17 protein-coding genes and 1 tRNA gene are annotated in these 19,647 nt (G+C 71.1%); 10 read left to right on the plus strand and 8 right to left on the minus strand.

The window, feature by feature from the left end; all coding sequences use genetic code 11:
• Positions 1-12: 12 nt before the first annotated feature.
• Positions 13-1,560 carry a trypsin-like peptidase domain-containing protein gene (locus ACFVR6_RS05350; protein ID WP_386959529.1) on the minus strand — a complete coding sequence of 516 codons (1,548 nt, stop codon included), beginning with the start codon at positions 1,558-1,560 and terminating at the stop codon, positions 13-15.
• A 98-nt stretch (positions 1,561-1,658) separates the two neighbouring features.
• Between ACFVR6_RS05350 and ACFVR6_RS05355 the strand changes: the two genes are divergently transcribed.
• Positions 1,659-2,861 (plus strand): pyridoxal phosphate-dependent aminotransferase, encoded by a 1,203-nt coding sequence (locus ACFVR6_RS05355; protein WP_386959531.1) that lies wholly within the window; start codon positions 1,659-1,661, stop codon positions 2,859-2,861.
• Between the two features lie 7 nt (positions 2,862-2,868).
• On the opposite strand, the gene ACFVR6_RS05360 is transcribed toward ACFVR6_RS05355, so the two are convergent.
• On the minus strand, positions 2,869-3,678 hold the full coding sequence (locus tag ACFVR6_RS05360; RefSeq protein ID WP_386959533.1) for a carbon-nitrogen hydrolase family protein: 810 nt from the start codon (positions 3,676-3,678) through the stop codon (positions 2,869-2,871).
• A complete protein-coding gene (locus tag ACFVR6_RS05365; protein WP_386959535.1) occupies positions 3,675-4,187 on the minus strand; it encodes a DUF6328 family protein in 513 nt (170 codons plus the stop codon). Before ACFVR6_RS05365 ends, ACFVR6_RS05360 begins: the two co-directional genes overlap by 4 nt.
• Before the next feature lie 102 nt (positions 4,188-4,289).
• On the opposite strand from ACFVR6_RS05365, the gene ACFVR6_RS05370 reads away from it, so the two are divergent.
• Positions 4,290-4,366: transfer RNA gene (locus ACFVR6_RS05370), tRNA-Met, on the plus strand.
• Positions 4,367-4,439: 73 nt separating this feature from the next.
• Here the strand turns inward: ACFVR6_RS05370 and ACFVR6_RS05375 are convergent.
• Entirely contained in the window at positions 4,440-4,910 is a 471-nt protein-coding gene (locus tag ACFVR6_RS05375) for a MarR family winged helix-turn-helix transcriptional regulator (RefSeq protein WP_386959537.1), read from the minus strand.
• A 70-nt stretch (positions 4,911-4,980) separates the two neighbouring features.
• Here ACFVR6_RS05375 and idi point away from each other — a divergent pair, with 70 nt between their 5' ends.
• Genes idi through ACFVR6_RS05410 form a run of 7 tightly spaced genes read left to right on the plus strand, consistent with a single transcriptional unit; the run spans position 4,981 to position 10,515 of the window.
• Positions 4,981-5,535 carry an isopentenyl-diphosphate Delta-isomerase gene (gene idi, locus ACFVR6_RS05380; RefSeq protein WP_386959539.1) on the plus strand — a complete coding sequence of 185 codons (555 nt, stop codon included), beginning with the start codon at positions 4,981-4,983 and terminating at the stop codon, positions 5,533-5,535.
• Complete coding sequence (locus ACFVR6_RS05385; protein WP_386959541.1) at positions 5,532-6,593, plus strand: polyprenyl synthetase family protein; 1,062 nt, start codon at positions 5,532-5,534, stop codon at positions 6,591-6,593. The genes idi and ACFVR6_RS05385 overlap by 4 nt, the downstream gene beginning before the upstream one ends.
• On the plus strand, positions 6,590-7,456 hold the full coding sequence (locus tag ACFVR6_RS05390; protein WP_386959543.1) for a phytoene/squalene synthase family protein: 867 nt from the start codon (positions 6,590-6,592) through the stop codon (positions 7,454-7,456). The genes ACFVR6_RS05385 and ACFVR6_RS05390 overlap by 4 nt, the downstream gene beginning before the upstream one ends.
• The gene (gene crtI / locus ACFVR6_RS05395; RefSeq protein WP_386959545.1) at positions 7,453-9,012 is read left to right on the plus strand and encodes a phytoene desaturase family protein; all 1,560 of its coding nucleotides are present in this window, start codon (positions 7,453-7,455) and stop codon (positions 9,010-9,012) included. The genes ACFVR6_RS05390 and crtI overlap by 4 nt, the downstream gene beginning before the upstream one ends.
• Positions 9,012-9,350 (plus strand): lycopene cyclase domain-containing protein, encoded by a 339-nt coding sequence (locus ACFVR6_RS05400; protein ID WP_386959546.1) that lies wholly within the window; start codon positions 9,012-9,014, stop codon positions 9,348-9,350. The genes crtI and ACFVR6_RS05400 overlap by 1 nt, the downstream gene beginning before the upstream one ends.
• Positions 9,347-9,652, plus strand: coding sequence for a lycopene cyclase domain-containing protein (locus ACFVR6_RS05405; protein ID WP_386959548.1), 306 nt, complete (start codon positions 9,347-9,349; stop codon positions 9,650-9,652). Before ACFVR6_RS05400 ends, ACFVR6_RS05405 begins: the two co-directional genes overlap by 4 nt.
• The gene (locus tag ACFVR6_RS05410; protein ID WP_386959550.1) at positions 9,649-10,515 is read left to right on the plus strand and encodes a prenyltransferase; all 867 of its coding nucleotides are present in this window, start codon (positions 9,649-9,651) and stop codon (positions 10,513-10,515) included. The genes ACFVR6_RS05405 and ACFVR6_RS05410 overlap by 4 nt, the downstream gene beginning before the upstream one ends.
• Positions 10,516-10,525: 10 nt before the next feature.
• On the opposite strand, the gene ACFVR6_RS05415 is transcribed toward ACFVR6_RS05410, so the two are convergent.
• Both ACFVR6_RS05415 and ACFVR6_RS05420 read right to left on the minus strand, forming a co-directional pair.
• Positions 10,526-13,432: a UPF0182 family membrane protein gene (locus ACFVR6_RS05415; protein ID WP_386959552.1), complete on the minus strand. Its 2,907-nt coding sequence runs from the start codon at positions 13,430-13,432 to the stop codon at positions 10,526-10,528.
• A 67-nt stretch (positions 13,433-13,499) separates the two neighbouring features.
• Positions 13,500-14,621 carry a YlbL family protein gene (locus ACFVR6_RS05420; protein WP_386959553.1) on the minus strand — a complete coding sequence of 374 codons (1,122 nt, stop codon included), beginning with the start codon at positions 14,619-14,621 and terminating at the stop codon, positions 13,500-13,502.
• A gap of 117 nt (positions 14,622-14,738) precedes the next feature.
• On the opposite strand from ACFVR6_RS05420, the gene ACFVR6_RS05425 reads away from it, so the two are divergent.
• Entirely contained in the window at positions 14,739-16,199 is a 1,461-nt protein-coding gene (locus ACFVR6_RS05425; RefSeq protein WP_386959555.1) for a zinc-dependent metalloprotease, read from the plus strand.
• A gap of 770 nt (positions 16,200-16,969) precedes the next feature.
• On the opposite strand, the gene ACFVR6_RS05430 is transcribed toward ACFVR6_RS05425, so the two are convergent.
• Together ACFVR6_RS05430 and nudC are read right to left on the minus strand one after the other, a co-directional pair.
• Positions 16,970-18,727 carry an ATP-dependent helicase gene (locus ACFVR6_RS05430; protein ID WP_386959557.1) on the minus strand — a complete coding sequence of 586 codons (1,758 nt, stop codon included), beginning with the start codon at positions 18,725-18,727 and terminating at the stop codon, positions 16,970-16,972.
• Positions 18,724-19,635, minus strand: a complete 912-nt coding sequence (gene nudC / locus ACFVR6_RS05435; protein ID WP_386959559.1) for an NAD(+) diphosphatase — start codon at positions 19,633-19,635, stop codon at positions 18,724-18,726. The genes ACFVR6_RS05430 and nudC overlap by 4 nt, the downstream gene beginning before the upstream one ends.
• Positions 19,636-19,647 lie beyond the last annotated feature (12 nt).

Consider the following 19,647-nt stretch of genomic DNA (forward strand, 5'->3'; position numbering starts at 1 on the left):
CGTCGGAGCCGGTCAGTCGGTCAGCTCTCCGAGCGTGACCTCGACCGTGCGGGCCTCACCGTCGCGGACGACCGTGAGGGTCGCTTCGCTCCCGCCGCCGACCGCGCGCACCTGGGCTGTGAGGTCGGTGGCGTTGGTGATGGGGAGGCCGTCGAAGCCGGTCACGATGTCACCGGGGCGCAGGCCCGCCTCGGCGGCGGGGCCGCCCTCGGTCACCTCGTCGATGTACGCACCGGTGGTGGTGGCGCCTTCGATGCTCGCGGCGGGGGCGACCATGGCGCCCAGCAGCCCGTGGGAGGCCTCACCGGTCTCGATCAGCTCGTCGGTGACACGCTTGACGATGTCCGACGGGATCGAGAAACCGACGCCGATCGAACCCGACTCGCTGGAGGATCCGGCCGTGGCGATCGCGACGTTGATGCCGATGAGCTTGCCTTCGGAGTCGACCAGCGCACCGCCGGAGTTGCCGGGGTTGATCGCGGCATCCGTCTGCAGCACCGAGATCGAGATGGTCGAGGTGGGCTGCTGCGGCTCACCCTGGCCGAAGTCGAAGTAGAACGGTCCTTCCTGGCCCTCTTCGGGAGCCTGCTGCGAGCCGTCCTCGGGCGTCTCGGGCGCTGCCGACGAGGCGATCTGGATCGAACGGTTCAGCGCGCTCACGATGCCGTTGGTGACCGTGTTCGACAGGCCCAGCGGCGCACCGACGGCGATCGCGGCGTCACCGACGTTGAGGTCGGCGGAGTCGGCGAACTCGATCGGGGTGAGGCCCTCGGCATCGACGAGCTTGATGACGGCGAGGTCGTACAGCGGGTCCAGACCCACGATCTCGGCGTCGTAGACGCGGCCGTCGGCCGTGGTGACCGAGAGCGCGGGGTCGGAGGTCGCGCCGTCGAGCGTGACGACGTGCGTGTTGGTCACGACGTAGCCGTCCTCGCTCAGGATGACGCCGGAACCCGTGCCGCCGGCGGAGTCGCCCGCGCTGGCCGAGATCGTGACGGTGCTCGGCACGACCTTCGCCGCGATGCCGGTGATCTGGTTGACGTTCTCGGTGTCGTTGACCGTCACCGAGACGGGGCCGGAGGAGGCGACCGTCTGGGAGTCGCCCCAGATGCTGACGCCGGCGTACGCACCGCCGACTCCCGCGGCACCGCCCACGAGGGCGGCGGCGACCATCAGCGCCGCAACCTTACCGGCGCCGATGCCCGGCTTGCCGGCCGACGACGACTGCTCGCCACCGAGGGGCTGAGTGGGCTGGGTCGGCTGGGTGGCCGACGGCGCCTGCGGGCCCTGGGCGGCGTAGGGGTATCGGGGGGCGGCGTAGCCCTGCGGGGGCGCCCCGTACGGGCGGCCCGGCGCCTGGCCGTACGGCGCCTGCGCGCCGGGGTGCTGCGGTGCGCCCGGGTGCGGCGGCTGGGCCGGGTACGGCGGGGTCGAGGCGGCAGACTGGGAGGCGGCGGCCGCAGCCGGCTGCGACGGCGCGGCCGGGCGCTCCGGGACGACCTGTTCGTCGCGCTCGGGCGCGGTGTTGTCTTCGGGACGGATGCCCTGGTTCTCGCTCATGAAAATCTCCTTCTGACAGGCATATCCAGATTGCCGCTCAGAGCTGTGCGTTTCTTATGCCCCGAATGGGATCACCCTATGCGTGTAGCGTGAACCGGATGCGAGACATTCCCGGCGCATGGCGCCGTGCCGCGAGAGGTGCCGGGCTGTTGGCCGAAGACGGAACCGCCGTTCCGACCATCTTCGCCGAGATGAGCGCTCTGGCAACCCGCACCGGCGCCGTCAATCTCGGGCAGGGCTTCCCCGATGAGGACGGTCCCGCCGAAGTGCTCGAGGAGGCCCGCTCGGCCATCGCCCACGGGGTCAATCAGTATCCGCCGGGGCGGGGCATGCCCGATCTGCTCGAGGCGATCGCCGAGCACCAGCACCGCTTCTACGGCGTGCACCTCGACCCGCACCGCCACGTCCTGGTCACGGCGGGGGCGACAGAGGCCCTCGCTGCAGCGCTGCTCGCGCTCGTCGACGGCCCCGACGACGAAGTGGTCGTCTTCGAGCCCTACTACGACAGCTATGCCGCCTGCGTCGCCCTCGCCGGCGCGCGCCTCGTGACGGTGCCGCTGCGGTGGCCCGACTTCCAGCCCGACCTCGACGATCTCCGCCGGGCCGTCACCGACCGCACCCGCATCATCCTCGTCAACGACCCGCACAACCCGACCGGTGCCGTCTTCGAGCGCGAGACGCTCGAAGAGGTGGTGCGCCTGGCTGAACGGCACGACGCGATCGTGCTGACCGACGAGGTGTACGAGCATCTCGTCTTCGATGCCGTGCACACCCCGATCGCCACGCTCCCCGGCGCCTGGGAGCGCACCCTCACCATCTCCTCGGCGGGCAAGACGTTCGCCACGACCGGGTGGAAGATCGGCTGGATCTCCGGCCCCGCCGACCTCATCGACGCGGTGCTGGCCGTCAAGCAGTTCCTGACCTACGTCAGCGGCGGGCCGTTCCAGCCCGCCATCGCCACCGGCCTGCGCCTTCCCGACAGCTATTTCGCGGATGCCGCCGCCACCCTGCGCGCCAAACGCGACCTCCTGGGAGACGGTCTCCGCCGCGCGGGTTTCGGCGTGTCCACGCCCCGCGGGTCCTACTTCACGGTGGCCGATGCCGCACCTCTGGGGGCGACGGATGCCGCCGAGTTCTGCCGCGCCCTGCCGGCGCGTGCGGGGGTCGTCGCCATCCCGCTGACGGCCTTCGTCTCGGTCGAGCACCGTGCCGACTACGCGACCCTCGTGAGGTTCGCCGCCTGCAAACGGGTCGACGTCATCGAGGACGCCGTCGCACGACTGGCCGTACTCGCCGACTGAGCCGGGGTCAGCCTCGCGGCTCGACGCGGAACCGGCGCAGCGCCAGGGCGGGGTTCACGCGACGCACGCGCGCGACGGCATCCACTTCGAGATGCGCGACGGCGACGTCGGTCGTCGTGCCGACGGCGGCGATCTGCACGCCCTGCGGGTCGACGATCATCGAGTGACCCACACCGAGCGGCGGCGGATGGTCGGCGGCGGCGACGAACAGGGTGTTCTCGATCGCCCGTGCGGTGAGGAGCGTGCGCCAGTGGTGTTCTTTGAGTGCGCCGCGCACCCATTCGGCCGCCACCAGGATCACGTCCGCGCCGGCGTCGGCCAGCAGCCGCCCGACTTCGGGGAAGCGCAGGTCGTAACAGGTCATGAGCGCGAACCGCAGGCCGCCGACCTCGAAGGTCTCGGGGGGCGTGAGCTCCCCCGCCTCCACCCAATCCGACTCCCGCTGCCCGAACGCGTCGTACAGGTGCAGCTTCCGATAGCGGGCGAGGACACCGGAGGCATCCACCGCCACGACGGTGTTGCGCACGCGCTGACCGTCGACGCCGCGCTCGAGCAGCCCGGCGACGACGTGCATGTCGTACCGCGCCGCGATCTGGACGAGCCCCTGCACGAAGGCGCCGTCGATGTCCTGGGCGTTGCGTGCGAGCGACTCGTCGAACGGGTCGACGAAGTAGCTCGAGTACTCGGGGAACAGCACCACGCGTGCCCCGCGGGCACTCGCGCGCCCCACGAGCTGGTCGATCAGGGTCAGGTTGGCCTCGATCGACGACGTCGGCCCGAACTGCGCGACGGCGACCGCGACGGAATCCGCACTCATCGGCTCTCTCCTTCTCGGCGCGCCCGCACCACCAGCGGCACCACGATCCACAGCGCCGCGATCAGGCCGCCGAGGGCGATGCCCACGACCCATGATGCCGTGTCGCTGACGACCACGTCGAACACGAAGGCGACGACCCCCACCAGCAGCACCGACACGGTCAGCAGGGAGGTCAGCAGCGCGAGGTGCCCGTACCGCACGACGGTGCGCTTGGCGCGCTGCTGGAAGAGGAACCGGTGCAACGCCACAGGCGCCAAGGCGACGATGGCACTGAGCGCGGCGAGCACGATGAGAACGAGGTAGAAGACGCGCTGCCCCGGGGAGAGGTCGGCGAAGGCGGGCTGGAAGGCGAGCGCGAGGAGGAACCCGGTGAGGATCTGCGTGCCGGTCTGCAGCACCCGCAGCTCCTGGAGCACCTCGTTCCAGTTGCGATCGGCACGCTCGGCAGGGGTCTCGTCGCGACCGTCGGGCATGTCATCGGTGAGCGCGTCGTCGGCACCTGCGGGCATGCGTTCATCATCGTCAGGGCGGCGCGAGGGGGCAAGGAGATCCCGCCGATGCCCGCCCGTGGCACCGAGAACTCCAGAGCCGTGTTAGGCTATTAAACGTGCCGCGGGGTGGAGCAGTTCGGTAGCTCGCTGGGCTCATAACCCAGAGGTCGTAGGTTCAAATCCTGCCCCCGCAACCAAGATGAAGAAGGCCCTCGCTTCGGCGGGGGCCTTCTTCGTTCGCTCCCCCGGCATCCACCCGGTCGTCTCGGATCACTCGGGGTCGAGCACGGCCGACATGCGCTCGAGGAAGCGCGAGATCGCCTCGAGTTCGTCGTCGTCGAACTCCGTCGCCACCGCGCGCATCTCCCCCAGGCGCCGGCCGAAGTGCCGACGGAAATCCGCGCGGGTGCGGTCGGTGATCTCCACGATCAGCGCGCGCCGGTCATGCGGATGCCGGTGGCGCTCCACATGCCCCGACTCGCTCAGCCGGTCCAGCAGCTTCGTGGTGGACGCGGTCGAGATGCGCAGGTGCCGCGCCACGTCGTGCGGGCTCACCGCCTCGCCGCGCTGTTCACGCATGATCAGCATGCGCAGCGCCGCCACGTCGGTGGCGTTCATGTCCATCTCGTCCTTCATGCCCCCGTGCATGCGGTCGATGGCGTCGCTGAAGGTGCGCATCGCCATCAGGGCAGATCGCACGGCCAGGTCATGATCCGCGGACTCCCGGTCATCCGCTGTCATGTGGACACCCCCGCTCACCATCGGTATCATCGTGCCAGATCGCTAGATAAACTAGCAACCAGGAGCGCTAATGAACGAAGAAGAGCTGGTCGTCCTCCTCGACGACGATGGCCGAGAGATCGGCACCGCCGCCAAGTCCAGTGTGCACGGCACCGATACGGCACTGCACCTGGCATTCTCTTGCCACGTGCTCAACCACGCCGGCGAGATCCTCGTCACCCGCCGCGCCCTCGGCAAGAAGACGTGGCCGGGGGTGTGGAGCAACTCCTTCTGCGGCCACCCGCGCCCCGCCGAGCCGCTGATGGCGGCCGTACGCCGTCGTGCGGACTACGAACTGGGACTGAACCTCGCCGACATCGAGGTGTCGCTGCCGCTCTTCCGCTACCGCGCGGTGGATGCCAGTGGCATCGTCGAGCACGAACTCTGCCCGGTGTACACCGCCCGCACCTCCGAGGAGCCGGTGCTGAACCCGCTGGAAGTGGCCGAGGCGCGCTGGGTGGAGCCGGCGGCGCTCGCACGCGCCCTCGAGGCCACGCCCTGGGCGTTCAGCCCGTGGCTCGTGCTGCAGGCCCGCCAGCTGCACGTGTTCGACTCCCTCGCCGCTGCCGGACGGGGCGCGACGTGATCACTCTTCCCCCGCCGGACCGTGCCGCCATCGACGCCGCCATCGACAGCGCCTTCGATCGGCTGGACGCGCGGGTCGCGCCGCTGGCGGGTGATGTGCGCACCCTCATCCAGGCCATGCGCCGCGCCGCTGCCGGCGGCAAGCGGTTCCGTCCCGCTCTCGTCGCGGCGGCCTATCGCGCCAACGGCGGGGAATCTCCGGCTGCCGCGGGCGTCTTCGAGGTCGCGGCCGCATTCGAGCTGCTCCACACCGCCTTCGTGATCCACGACGACGTCATCGACCGTGACACCGAGCGGCGCGGCGCCCCCAACGTCACGGGCGAATTCGCCACCCTCGCCCGCGACACGGGCGCCGACGACGCCGGCGCCACCCTGCTGGGCGATGCGGCCGGCATCCTCGCCGGCGACGTGCTGCTGCACGAGGCCGCGCGCATGATCGCTCTCACCGAGCTGCCCGCAGCCACCCGCGCGGCGCTGCTGGACCTCCTCGACGACGCCGTGCTGGTCTCTGCCGCGGGCGAGTTGGCCGACGTCGCCCATGCGGTGCGACGCGACTGCCCCGACGCCGCCGACCTCCTGGCCGCAACCCACGACAAGACCGCCGTCTACTCCTTCGCCGCTCCCCTGCGCGCCGGCGCATTGCTGGCGGGCGCCGGCGCCGCCACCGACGCCGCACTCGGACGCGCGGGCGCGCTGGCCGGCCTCGCCTTCCAGCTCGTCGACGACCTCATCGGCGCGTTCGCGTCGGCAGGCGACGCCGGTCGCGCCGAAGGTGCCGACCTCCGCGCCGCCAAGCGCACGCCACTGGTGGCCCTCGCCCGCGACAGCGCATCGTGGGCGCAGGTCGACGACGCACTCGCACTGGCGTGGACGGGTCCCCTGGCCGTGCGCGACGCGCAGCGGGCGCTGGATGCCAGCGGCGCCCGGGGGCGTCTGGTCGTGCTCGTCGAGGACACCCTGGCCGACGCCAGGATCGCCGCCGCCGACGAGGCCCTGCCCGGGGATATGACCTTGCTCCTCGCGCAGCTGTGCGACGCGATCCAGAAGCGCATCCCGTGAGCACCGGGCTCGACCTCTACGACCGCGCCGCCCAGGATGCCGCGGCCACCATCATCGCGGCCTACTCCACCTCGTTCTCGCTCGCGACGCGCCTTTTCGGCGCGCGGGTGCGCCCGCACGTGCGCAACGTCTATGCCCTCGTACGCATCGCCGACGAAATCGTCGACGGTCCCGCCGCCGAAGCGGGGCTCCCGCCGGAGACACTGCGCCGCGTGCTGGACGAGCTCGAGGCGGAGACGCTCACGGCGCTGTCGCGGGGGTTCTCGTCGAATCTCGTCGTGCACGCGTTCTGCCGCACGGCCCGCGAGACCGGCATCGACGCGAGCCTCGTGCGGCCGTTCTTCGCGTCGATGCGCACCGACCTCGACGTCGCGGCACACGACGCGCAGAGCCACGACGCCTACGTGTACGGCTCGGCGGAGGTCGTCGGGCTCATGTGCCTGCAGGTGTTCCTCAACGCCGGCGAGAGCGGGCTCCTCGTTCCGTCGCCCGAGCTGACCGACGGCGCCCGGCGCCTGGGCGCAGCTTTCCAGGACGTCAACTTCCTGCGCGACCTCGACCACGATGCCACCGCGCTCGGCCGCGACTACCTGGGGGTTCGCTCCGACGGCCCCGCGCGCACGCAGGTGCTCGACCGCATCGACGCCGATCTGGCGGCCGCGGCCGCCGTCGTGCCGCTGCTGCCTTCGGACTGCCGCCGCGCCGTCACCGCCGCCCACGACCTGTTCGCCTCGCTCGCGCGTCGACTGCGCGAGGACGACCGCACCGGCGGCGACCTGCGGGTGCGCGTCCCCGACCCGGTGAAGGCCGGACTCGCCGCCCGTGCCATGCTGGGATTCGGTCCGAGAGGAGCACGCACATGACCCGTACCGTCGTCATCGGCGGCGGTATCGCTGGACTTGCGACCGCCGCCCTGCTCGCCGACGAAGGGCACGAGGTCACCCTGGTGGAAGCCCGGGACGAGCTGGGCGGTCGCGCCGGCTCGTGGGAGAGCGACGGATTCCGCTTCGACACCGGCCCCAGCTGGTACCTCATGCCCGAGGTGTTCGACCACTTCTTCGCGCTGCTGGGCACGAGCGCCGCCGCCGAGCTCGACCTCGTGCCGCTGAATCCCGCCTATCGCGTCTACGGCGAACCCGTCGCGGGCGGCCCGGCCGACACCCTCGACATCGTGTCGGGGCGGGAAGCGGCGATGGCGCTGTTCGAGGAACGCGAGCCGGGCGCGGGCGCGCGGCTGGCGGCCTATCTCGACTCCGCGGGGGACGCCTACGAGCTGGCCGTCACGCGTTTCCTCTACGACACCTACGAGTCCACCGCGGGTCTGCGCGACCCCGAGCTGCTGCGCCGCCTGCCGCAGCTGCTGCCGCTGCTGACCCGCAAGCTCTCGACGCTGGTGGACCGGGAGTTCCAGGACCCGCTGCTGCGTCAGGTGCTCGGCTACCCCGCGGTCTTCCTCGGCGGCTCGCCGTTCGACGTGCCGAGCCTGTATCACTTGATGAGCCACCTCGACCTCGACGAGGGGGTGCTCTATCCGCGCGGCGGGTTCACCACCGTGATCGCCGCGATCGAGCGCCTCGCCCGCGCGCGGGGCGTGTCGATCCGCACCGGCACGGCCGTCGCCCGCATCCGCACCGAAGGGCGTCGGGCCACCGGCGTGGGGCTCGTCGACGGCGCGATCCTCGATGCCGACGTCGTGGTCTCCACCGCCGACCTGCACCACACCGAGACGGCCCTGCTGCCGCCGTCGCTGCGTGAGCGACCCGAGCGCTGGTGGCGCAGCCGTACGCCGAGCCCCGGCGCGCTGCTGCTCATGCTGGGGGTCGAGGGCGAGTTGCCGCAGCTGGCCCACCACACGCTGCTGTTCTCCGAGGACTGGCAGGAGAACTTCTCCGCCATCTTCGGCCGGGACACCCGCATCCCCGAGCCCGCGTCACTGTACATCTGCCGCCCCAGCGCGACCGACGACACCGTCGCCCCCGAAGGCAGCGAGAACCTGTTCGTACTCGTGCCGATCCCCGCCGATCCCGAACTCGGGCACGGCGGCATCGGCGGCAGCGGCGACATGCTCATCGAGCGCGCCGCCGACGAGGTGATCTCGCAGATCTCCTCCTGGTGCGACATCCCCGACCTCGCCGAGCGGGTGCGGGTGCGTCGCACCGTCGCCCCCGCCGACTTCGCCGCCGACCTGCACGCGTGGCGTGGCAACTCGCTGGGCCTCGCGCACACCCTCGGTCAGAGCGCCATGTTCCGCCCGCGCAATGTCTCCCGCAAGGTCGACGGACTCTTCTACGCGGGCACCTCGGTGCTCCCCGGCATCGGCCTGCCCATGTGCCTCATCTCGGCGGAGCTGGTCGTCAAGCGCCTGCGCGGTGACCGCACCGCCGGCCCCCTCTCCGTCCCCGCCGCCGCGGAGGCGTGATGCCAGGGCTGTACCTGGCGGCGATCCTGCTGTCGGCCGCCGGCATCGCCACGCTCGACGCGCGCTTCAAGCTGGCGTTGTGGCACGCGCCGGGCCGCACCGCCGCAGTCGTCGCGATCGGAACGGTGTTCTTCCTGCTGTGGGATGCGGCCGGCATCGTGACGGGGGTGTTCGTCAAGGGCGCCAGCCCGGCACTGCTGGGCATCGACCTCGCGCCGCACCTGCCACTGGAGGAGCCGGTGTTCCTGGCATTCCTCTGCTACCTCGCGCTGGTCTCCTTCCGGGGCGCCGAACGCGTGCGCGCGAGCGGCCGCCGCCGCCGGGAGGGTGCCGCGTGACCTATCTCTGGATCATCCTGCCCTTCGCCGCGCTCACGCTCGCGGTGACCCTCGCCACCCTCACCCGCCCGCACTTCGGCCGCCGCATGATCTCCTCGGCGATCGCCGCCGCAGTGCTCGTCGTGCTCACCGCCGTCTTCGACAATGCGATGATCGCGGCAGACCTGTTCACATACCCGGAGGACGACATCAGCGGCATCCGCATCGGCCTGGCCCCCATCGAGGACTTCTCCTACCCGGTGTGCGCCGCCTTCCTCATCCCCGCCGTCTGGACCCTGCTGAGCCCGCGGGAACGCGCGTGAACGCCGCCGCGCAGCTGCTGGTGTCGTCGCGCCCGGTGAGCTGGATCAACACCGCCTACCCGTTCGCGGCGGCGTACCTGCTCACCACACGCGAGATCGACGTCGTCCTGATCGTGGGGACGCTGTTCTTCCTCGTGCCGTACAACCTCGCGATGTACGGCATCAACGACGTCTTCGACTACGAGTCGGACCTGCGCAACCCCCGCAAGGGCGGAGCGCACGGTGCCGTGCTCGACCGCTCCCTCCACGCCCCCACCCTCTGGGCCGCAGGGCTGTCGTGCGCACCGTTCGTGGTGTACCTGCTGATCGTCGGCTCCCCGCTGTCGTGGGTCGTGCTGGCGATCAGCCTCTTCTTCGTCGTCTTCTACAGCGCCCCGCCGCTGCGGCTGAAGGAAGTCCCGTTCGCCGATTCGGTGACCAGCTCCATCCACTTCTTCTCCCCCGCCGTGTACGGCCTCGTCCTCGCGGATGCCGCCTGGACGTGGCAGCTGGTGCTCATCGTCGTCGCCTTCGCCCTGTGGGGTGTCGCCTCGCACGCGTTCGGTGCCGTGCAGGACGTCGTTGCGGACCGCGAGGCGGGCATCGCCTCGATCGCGACCGCTCGGGGCGCACGCTGGACGGTGCGCTTCGCGCTGGCCTGCTACGCGGCATCCGGTGTGGTCATGCTCGCCACGACCTGGCCCGGCCCGCTCGCGGCGCTGCTGGCCATGCCCTACCTCGCGACCCTGTGGCCGTTCCGGTCGATCACCGATGTAACAGCAGAGGAAGCGACGCGCGGGTGGCGTCGCTTCCTCTGGCTGAATCAGTTGACGGGGTTCGGTGTGACCCTGCTGCTCATCTGGTGGTGGTTCCTCACCTCGTGAGCCGCGGGGCTCACTCGGCGGGGGTCTGCGCCGTGTCGCCGAGCTCCAGCAGCGTCTCCACGGCGGCGGTCAGTCGCTCGTCCGCCTCGGCGAACGCGGCGAGGTCACCGGCCGTCAGGGCTGCCTGACGATCGGTCATCGCCTGACGCGCCTGTTCCAGCGCCGCCTGGTAGGCGTCGGTGGGCACGGTCGGCTGCTCGACGGGGGCACTGGGGTTCTCCGGGTCGACCGGCTCGGGGGTCACGCCCTCGTCGCCGGTGCTGGCACCGGAGTCACCGCCGAAGAGCACATCGAGCGCGTCCTGCAGCGTGTCCTCGAAGGCGACCTGGTCACCGAAGCCGACGAGCACCTTCTGCAGCGTCGGCAGCTTCGTCGCCCCGGAGGACTGCACGAACACCGGCTGCACGTACAGCAGGCCGCCACCGACGGGCAGCGTCAGCAGGTTGCCGTTGAGCACGTCCGACTGGCCCTGCTTGAGGATGTTGAGGAACGCGGACACGTCGGGATCGGCGTTGAAGGTGTTCTGCACCTGGCCGGGGCCGGGCACCGGGGTCTCGGCATCCACCACCAGCATGCGGAGCTTGCCGTAGTCCTCGGCCTTCACGCCCGCTTCGGCGCCGGCGTCGGAGTCGACCGCGAGGTAGCCCATGAGCACGTTGCGGGTGTCCTCACCACCGGGGATGAAGGTCGTGAACATGGAGTAGGCCGGGGACTCCTGGCCGGGCATCTGCATCGTCAGGTAGTACGGCGGCTGCAGCTGCGACTCCTCCTGCGGGTCGTTCGGCGTCTTCCACGCGTTGTCGCGCTGGTACAGCGACTGCGCGTCGTCGACGTGGTAGTTGCCGAGCATGGCGCGCTGGACCTTGAACAGGTCGGTCGGATAGCGCACGTGGCTCATCAGGTCGCCCGACATCTCCTCGATGGGCTCGAGGGTCGACGGGTAGATCTTCTGCCATGCCTGCAGCAGCGGGTCCTCTTCATCCCACGCGTAGAGCTTCACCGAGCCGTCGTACGCGTCGACGGTGGCCTTGACGGAGTTGCGGATGTAGTTGATGTTGTCCAGCGCCACCGTCGGGGTGGGGTTGGTCGAATCCGAGATCGCGTCGCTCAGGCTCACCGTGGACGAGTAGGGGTAGTTGGAGCTGAGGGTGTAGCCGTCGACGATCCACACGATCCGGCCGTCCACGACGCTCGGGTACGGGTCGTTGTCGAGCTCGAGGTACGGCGCCGCCTTCTGCACGCGCGTCAGCGGGTCGCGGTCGTAGAGGATCTGCGACTCGGTGTTGATCGCGTCGGAGAAGAGCATGTCGGTCGCCTGGAACTTCAGCGCGTAGATGAGGCGGTTGAACATGTTGCCGACGCTGGGCCCACCGTCACCGGTGAACGTGGTCTTCGTCTCGCTCGCACCGTCCTCGCCGCTGGGGTAGTCCAGCTCGACGGGGGCGCGGCCCTCGGGGGCGCCGACGATGGAGTAGGTCGGCGAGGACTCGCCGAAGTACACGCGCGGCTCGAAGCCGTCGCCGAGGTTGCTCAGCTCACCGCTGACGGGGATGCCGCGCTCGATGAACACGGGGTTGCCGTCGGAGGTGCGCTCGTTGCCCTTGGCGGCGACCATGCCGTAGCCGTGGGTGTAGACGAGGCTCGTGGTGTACCACGACGCCGCGTTGCCGAGCTGGTCGATGTTCAGTTCGCGCACGGACACCACGGTGTCCTGCGACTGCCCGTCGATCTCGTAGCGGTCGACGTCGAGCGGGTCCGTGAACTGGTAGTACGAGCGGTACTGCTCGATCTGGCGCACGGTCGGGTTGATGATCGCGGGGTCCATGATGCGGATGGATGCCGTCGTCTCGGCGTCTTCACGCAGCTGACCAGGCTCGACATCGGTCACGGCTTCGAACTCGGTGCGCTCGAGCGCGTCGATGCCGTAGGCGGCCTGCGTCGCGATGAGGTTGCGTTCGAAGTACGGCATCTCCAGCGTCTGCTGGTTCGGGCGCACCTGCACGTTCTGGACGAACCACGGGTAGGCGACGCCCACCACGAGCGAGGAGACGATCAGCAGCGCCGTCGCGATGAGCGGGTAGCGCCAGCGTCCGATGATGGCGGTGACGAAGAAGAGCACGGCAACGATCGCCGCGATGACGGCGAGGATCGCCTGGCCGGGGATGATCGCGTGCACGTCGATGTAGCTCGCACCGGTGATGCGGTCGCTGTCCTGCACGAGGTTCTTGTAGCGGTCCAGCCACAGGCTCGCCGCCTGCACCAGCAGGTAGAGGCCGGCGAGAACGGCAAGCTGGATGCGGGCCGACTTGGAGATGCGCAGCTCGCGCTGGCCCACCCGCACCGAGCCGTACAGGTACGACACCGTCGCGGTGACCAGCAGGCACACCAGCAGCACGGCCGAGACGAAGCCCACCACGGAGGAGTAGAAGGGCATCGCGAACAGGTAGAAGCCGGTGTCGAGGCCGAATTCGGGGTCCGCGATGTCGGTCGCGACGCCGTTGGCCCACAGCCACGTGGTCTCCCACTGCGATGATGCGGCGAAACCGGCGAAGAAGCCGAAGAAGACGGGGATGCCCCACATGGCGAGGCGTCGCAGCGGCTCGACGACCTCCTGGTAGCGGTCCAGCTGCGAGCTCAGCCGCGCGTAGACCGGACGCAGCCGGTAGGCCAGCTGGATCGCGATCCACACCGGCACCGCCATCGCGAGGAAGCCGATGACGAACATCGTCACCCGCGCCGTCCACTGCGTGACCAGCACGTTGTCGAATCCGAGCTGCTCGTACCAGAGCCAGTCTGCGAACAGGTTCGAGAAGGCGAAGAATCCGACAACGAGCGCCGCGATGACCACCAGGGTGATCGTGATGATGCGGCGAGAGGGACTCGGCGTGGCCGTTGTCGGCGCTGAGGGAGTGGTCACCCGTCAATCTTAGGCGGGCCTCCTCTGAGCAAACGCCGAGCGAATCCCGGGGACATCCCCAGCGATCTCAGGACGTGCAGGTGGGAAGCGCCCCGAGATCCCCCTCGTCGCGCACCGTTTCGAGCACCTCGAGCGCGTCATCCAGGGTCTCCACCGCGAACACCTGCAGCCCCGGGGGGACGTGGCCGACGACTTCGCCGCAGTTGGCCGTCGGCGCGAGGAAGATCTCCGCGCCCGCTTCCTGTGCCCCCCAGAGCTTCTGGCGGATGCCGCCGATGGGGCCGACCTCACCGGTGCCGGTGATGGTGCCCGTGCCGGCCACGTCCGCTCCCCCGTTGAGCTCGCCGGGGGTGATGGTGTCGATGACCCCGAGGGCGAACATCATGCCGGCACTGGGGCCGCCGACGTTGTCGAGTTGGATCGTCACGTCGATCGGGAAGTCGTACGCGTGCATGAGGGTGACACCCAGCAGCCACACCGTTTCCCCGTTGATCTCGCTCTGGGTGGGCGTGACCGTCACGTCCTGCCTGGTTCCGTCGCGCTCGATCGTGAGGGTCACCGGCTCGCCGCCCTGCTCGCCGACGAGGGTGCGCACCTCTTCCGCATCGGCGACCTGCTGCCCGTCGACGGCGACGATGACGTCGTCCTTCTCGAGGAGCCCGTTCGCCGCGGAATCGTCGGTGAGCGAGTACACCGTCAGCTCGGCGCCCACGTCGTAGCCGAGTTCCGACAGCGCCGCCGCCGTGGCCTCCTGCTGCGAGTCGACCATCATCGCCGCGCTCTCCTCGTTGCGCTGCTCGGTGGTCTGGCCGACCGGGAACACCTCTTCCAGCGGAATGACCGCGCGCGTGCGGTCGAACCAGGCCTGGGCCAGCTCGATCCACGACGGGGTGCGCTCACGGTTGCCGACGACCTGCACCGTGAGCAGGTCGAGCGTCCCGGCCGTGGGGTACGTCTCGGCGCCTTCCACCTGGATCAGTGGCACCTCGCCGCCGTCGGCGGTCTTCGCCGACCCGAGGGTGTTGTACACCGGACCCGGTTGCTGGATGACGTAGGCGGTGGGGAGGAAGGTGAGCACCAGCAGGATCACCAGGGCGACAACCAGCGCCCAGATGCCGGCGATCGTCCCGCGCGGCAGGTGGCGCCGCGGGGCGGGGACGATCGTGACGTTCTCGTCGAAGAGGGCCAACAGCGGGCCTTTCTGTGCCAGGTCGTTCGCGACCGGCGAAAACGTGCCGGGTGGTGCGAGGGAATCGTGCCACTAGCGTAGAACGGGACACCCCCCACCTGCTGAAAGGCGTCTGACATGGCCGACGGCGAAGACCGCTCACCCGAGGACGAGTTCCAGGAGTTGATGCGCCAGCTGTTCGGCGGGCAACCCGGTGCGATCGATCCCGAACAGCTCGCGCGCCTGTCGGGCATGGGCATCGACCCCGCCATGATGCAGCAGGTCATGCAGCATCTGCAGGGCGCGTTCGCCAGCGCCCCCGCGGAAGGCATCTCGTGGGACCTGGCCAAGCGTCAGGCCCTGCACATCGCCAACCAGGACGGCCTCGGCATCACCACCGGCGACCGCGCCGACCTGGGTGACGCGTTCGCCCTCGCCACGCTGTGGCTGAGCGAGGCGACGACGATACCCGAGCTCACGCAGCCTCCGCGCACCCTCACGCGCGGCGGATGGGTCGAAGCCACGCTGCCCGTCTGGCAGGAGCTGGCGGAGCCGGTGGCGCTCAGCATCGCCGACGCCCTGACGGCCGCCCTGGACCAGCAGGTCCCCGAAGAGATGCGTGCCATGGTGCAGGGGGCCGGGCGCCTCATGCGCACCGTGGGCGGCTCGCTGTTCGCCGCTCAGCTGGGCGCCGTGGTGGGACGCCTGTCGACCGAGGTGGTCAGCGGCGGCGACGTGGGCCTTCCCGTCATGCCCGCCGGCGACGCCGCCATCCTCCCCCAGAACTTCGCCGACTTCGGCCGTGACCTCGGCATCGCCGACGACCAGCTGGCGCTGTACCTCGCCACCCGGGAGCTCGCCCACGCGCGCCTGTTCCGTCACGCCAAGTGGCTGCGCCTGCACGTCATCTCGCAGGTGACCGAGTTCGCCCGCGGCATCCACGTGGACACCGACGCGCTCGAAGACCTCGCGTCGCGGTTCGACCCGTCGCAGCCCGACGAGCTGCGCCAGGCGCTGGAGAGCGGAGTGCTGCTCCCCCAGCGGTCCGAAGCGCAGACCGCCGCGCTCGCGCGGCTCGAGAACCTGCTGGCGCTCATCGAGGGCTGGGTCGACGTCGTCACCGAGACCGCCACCAGCCGACTGCCCGAGGCGTTCCGCATCACCGAGGTCGTCCGCCGCCGTCGCGCGGTCGGCGGCCCCGCCGAGCAGGCCCTCGGCTCGCTCGTCGGCCTCGAGATGCGTCCTCGGCGTCTGCGCGAGGCCGCCGCGATGTGGCGGGCCGTGACGGATGCCGTCGGCGTGTCCGCGCGCGATGCGCTCTGGGACTACCCCGACCTCATGCCCGGCTCCGAGGACATCGACGACCCGGCCGCGCTCGTGGCACGCCTGCAGGCCCGCGCCCGCGGCGATCAGGCGCCCCGCGACGAGATGGACGATGCGCTGGAGGCGCTGCTGAACGAAGCGGCGGCGGATGCCGGGGACGGCAACGGCGCAACGGACGCAGCGACCGACGGCGCGGACGATGCGCCGACGGACGGCGACCGCGGCGCGGACGACGCGCAGCCCGACGACGGACCGGCGGGCCCCCGACCGGTCTGAGCCCGGGCCTCCTCCCCAGGCGCGTCTTCGCGCCCGGCACCGGCGGACCTGTGGACAGGGCGTCCGGCGCCTCCCGCGCCCGACGCACAATCGGGGCATGCTGCGTCTCGACCCCCGCCACCCGCCGCTGTTCCGCGGCGCCACGAGCCTGCAGTTCGGTGTCGACGCCGTCGTCGTCGTCGATCCGCTCACCCGCTGGCAGGAGCGCCTCATCGGCGCGCTCGTCGAGGGGATCCCGGCCGCCGCGTTCGACGCATGCGCCCGGGCGTTCGGCGCGCAGGCGGACTCGGTCCCGCCGTTTCGCCGACTGCTCGAACCGGTGCTGCGCGAGGTGGACGACCCGCCGCGGCCCGTCGTGCGGCTGGAGCTGCCGCACGACCTCGACGCCACGCTCGCCGAGACGCTGACCGACGCGTTCACCGAGACCGGCGCGGCCCCCGAATCGGCGCCGTGGTGGGACCTGGGGTCGCTGCCCATCGCGCCCGGACCGCCCGTCGTCGCCGTCGCCGCGCATGTGCTCGACCCGCGCCGGACGGCCCGGTTCATGCGCGACGACGTGCGCCACCTGCCGATCGTCCTCTCGCCCGATCGGGTGGAGGTCGGCCCGCTCGTCATCCCCGGCGTGACGGCATGCCCCGCGTGCCTGGACGCGCACCGGCGGGACGCCGATGCGGCGTGGCCGGCGATCGCGGTGCAGCTGCTGCGCCTGCCGTCACCGGCGACGCCGCGCAGCATCCTCTACGACGCCGCGATCCTCGCGCGCCGCATGGTCAGCGCCCGGCCGGGCTCCGTGTCGCGCTCGGCGACGATCCGCGTGCGGCACGGCCGCCCGACGTGGCACGAGCATCAGCCGCACGCAGACTGCCATTGCCGATCTCTCGCACGAACCGGGAGATCTGTCGCTCCCGTTGTCCCGTTCCCCGCGCCCACGACAGTGACAGCGTCCGCGCGGCGCGCGTGATGCCCACGTACGCGAGGCGCCGCTCCTCGTCGATCGTCTCGGGGGTCGTGGCGTACGAGATGGGCAGCAGCCCTTCGGCCAGCCCCACCAGGTGCACGTGGTGCCATTCCAGGCCCTTGGCCGCGTGCAGGGTCGCCAGCGTCACGGTGCGCAACGAGGGCTCGTGCTGGTCCTTCGCACGGGCGAGCAGGTCGTCGGTGAACGCGCGCAGCGTCGTGCCGGCGGGTGCCTCCTCGGCCAGCCGCAGGATGGCGGCGCGCGCCTCCCACGCGTCGCGCACCGCGCCTCCTGCCGGCGGCGCCTCGTCGGTCAGGCCCGAACGGCGCAGGATGTCGCGCACCGTCGGCAGGAACGACGTCTCCAGCGGAGCGACGGTCGCCGCCCGCAGTTCCAGCAGCGCCTGACGAACTTCGGGCAGGTCGAAGAACCGCTTGCCGCCGAGCACGGTCGCCGCGATCTGGCGCTCCGCGAGGGCGGCCAGCAACGGCGCGGACTGCGAATTGGTGCGGTAGAGCACGGCGATGTCGTGCGGGTCGGTGCCGGCGGCGATCTGCGCCGCGATCGCGCGGGCGACGCCGGCCGCCTCGGCGCCGTCATGCGGATAGGTCGTCACAGTGGGCTGGGGACCGGGCTCGGCACCCGAGGCGGCGACGAGCGTCAGCGCACCCGGCCGGTCGCGCATCAAGTCGTTGGCGACGGCGAGCACTGCGGCATCCGACCGGTAGTTGCGGTCCAGCCTCACGACGCGCGCATCGGGATGCCGGTCGGCGAAGCCGAGCAGGAACTGCGGGTCGGCGCCGGCGAACGAGTAGACGGTCTGGCTCGCGTCGCCCACGACGCACAGGTCGCGGCGTTCGCCCAGCCACAGCTCCAGCAGCCGGTTCTGCACCGGCGAGACGTCCTGGAACTCGTCCACCGTGAAGTGGCGGTACTGCTCGCGCACCGCCGCCGCCACGTGGGGTTCGGCTTCGATCATGCCCGCGCACGCCAGCAGCACGTCTTCGAAGTCGAGCTGATGCCGCTCGTCCTTGAGCTTCTCGTACGCGCGCTGGATGTCGATGACCTGTTCGAGGTCGAGCCCGGCGACCCCTCGGGGGCGGGCTGCGGCGTACTCCTCGATGGAGCGCATCGTGACCTTGCGCCATTCGATCTCGGCGGCGACGTCGCGCAGCGCCGCGGGGCCGGGGTCGAACCCCAGTGTGTCGACGGCGTGGGCGAGGGCGCGCACCTTGCCGTTGACGATCGACGGCGCGCTGCCGCCGGCCAACTGCGGCCAGAAGAAGTTGAGCTGGGCGAGCGCCGCGGCGTGGAAGGTGCGCGCGGCGACGCCGGGGACCCCGAGAGCCCGTAGCCGGCCGCGCAGTTCGCCTGCGGCCTTGGTGGTGAAGGTGACCGCCATGACGCGCGACGGCGAGTAGGCCCCGGTGTCGACGCCGTGGGCGATGCGGTGGGTGATGACGCGGGTCTTGCCGGTGCCGGCACCGGCGAGCACGCACAGCGGACCACGCAGCACGGTGGCGGCCTGCAGCTGGGACTCGTCGAGCCCGGCGAGCGGAGTCGCGCTCATGCGCGCTCCTCGTACCAGTCGGTGATCAGCCGGTGGGCGATGGACGCGGTGCCCGGCAGCAGCACGTCGCCGCCGCCGGCGAGGGCGGCGCCGATCTCGGGGCGCGTGAACCAGCGCACCGCGACGATCTCCTCACCGTCGGCCCGGGCCGTGGACTCGTCCTCGGCGACGGCGTGGAATCCGAGCATCAGCGATCGCGGGTAGGGCCATGCCTGCGAGCTGCGGTAGCGCAGCGCCGAAACGCGCACACCGGACTCCTCGTGCACCTCGCGCACGATGGCCGATTCCAGCGACTCGCCCGCCTCGACGAATCCGGCGAACGTGGAGTACCGGTTCTGCTGCGCCCACATCGCATTGGAGCCCAGCAGCAGCCGCTCGCCGTCGGCGCTCGCGACGGCGACGATGACGGCAGGGTCCGTGCGCGGGAAGTGCTCACGCGCACATCCCTGGCAGGTGCGCGCCCAGCCGGCGGCGTGCACGAGGGTGGCCGAGCCGCAGGCGGGGCAGAAGGGCGCATCGACGAGCCAGCGACCGAGGCTCACCGCGGCGGCGAGCACCCCCGCGTCGTGCCCGTCGAGGTCGCCGCCGATCGCGCGCAGGGCGCCCCACCGCTCGTGCGCGAGCGGTGCCGGGGCGTCGGCTGCGGCCGCGGCCAGCAGCAGCGCCGCGCCCTGCTCGTCGCGCCCGAGGAACGCCCACTGCACGTCGCCGCTCACGTCGGCGGCGGCGGCGAACTGCAGCGCGCCGCTGCCGGAGAGCGGCGCGCGGTCGCCGTGCACCGCGAGGACGCGCGTGGCGGCATCCGCCCGGGCGTCGTCCAGGAGGGTTCCGACGGCACGTTCACCGGCCGCGCGATCGAACCCGCTCGGGGTGCTCGCGGGGGCGTGCGGGCTGTCGGGCACCGTCATCCAGGACCTCTC

This window comes from Microbacterium sp. NPDC058021 (assembly GCF_042885955.1).
In the GTDB taxonomy this organism is placed as follows: Bacteria; Actinomycetota; Actinomycetes; order Actinomycetales; family Microbacteriaceae; genus Microbacterium.

Bases quoted from the DNA above. Each gene is read 5' to 3' on its own strand.
- idi (WP_386959539.1), top strand. From the start codon at position 4,981: ATGAACGAAGAAGAGCTGGTCGTCCTCCTCGACGACGATGGCCGAGAG.
- ACFVR6_RS05365 (WP_386959535.1), bottom strand. From the start codon at position 4,187: ATGCCCGCAGGTGCCGACGACGCGCTCACCGATGACATGCCCGACGGT.
- ACFVR6_RS05355 (WP_386959531.1), top strand. From the start codon at position 1,659: ATGCGAGACATTCCCGGCGCATGGCGCCGTGCCGCGAGAGGTGCCGGG.
- ACFVR6_RS05350 (WP_386959529.1), bottom strand. From the start codon at position 1,560: ATGAGCGAGAACCAGGGCATCCGTCCCGAAGACAACACCGCGCCCGAG.
- ACFVR6_RS05400 (WP_386959546.1), top strand. From the start codon at position 9,012: ATGCCAGGGCTGTACCTGGCGGCGATCCTGCTGTCGGCCGCCGGCATC.
- ACFVR6_RS05430 (WP_386959557.1), bottom strand. From the start codon at position 18,727: ATGAGCGCGACTCCGCTCGCCGGGCTCGACGAGTCCCAGCTGCAGGCC.
- crtI (WP_386959545.1), top strand. From the start codon at position 7,453: ATGACCCGTACCGTCGTCATCGGCGGCGGTATCGCTGGACTTGCGACC.
- nudC (WP_386959559.1), bottom strand. From the start codon at position 19,635: ATGACGGTGCCCGACAGCCCGCACGCCCCCGCGAGCACCCCGAGCGGG.
- ACFVR6_RS05360 (WP_386959533.1), bottom strand. From the start codon at position 3,678: ATGAGTGCGGATTCCGTCGCGGTCGCCGTCGCGCAGTTCGGGCCGACG.
- ACFVR6_RS05375 (WP_386959537.1), bottom strand. From the start codon at position 4,910: ATGACAGCGGATGACCGGGAGTCCGCGGATCATGACCTGGCCGTGCGA.
- ACFVR6_RS05425 (WP_386959555.1), top strand. From the start codon at position 14,739: ATGGCCGACGGCGAAGACCGCTCACCCGAGGACGAGTTCCAGGAGTTG.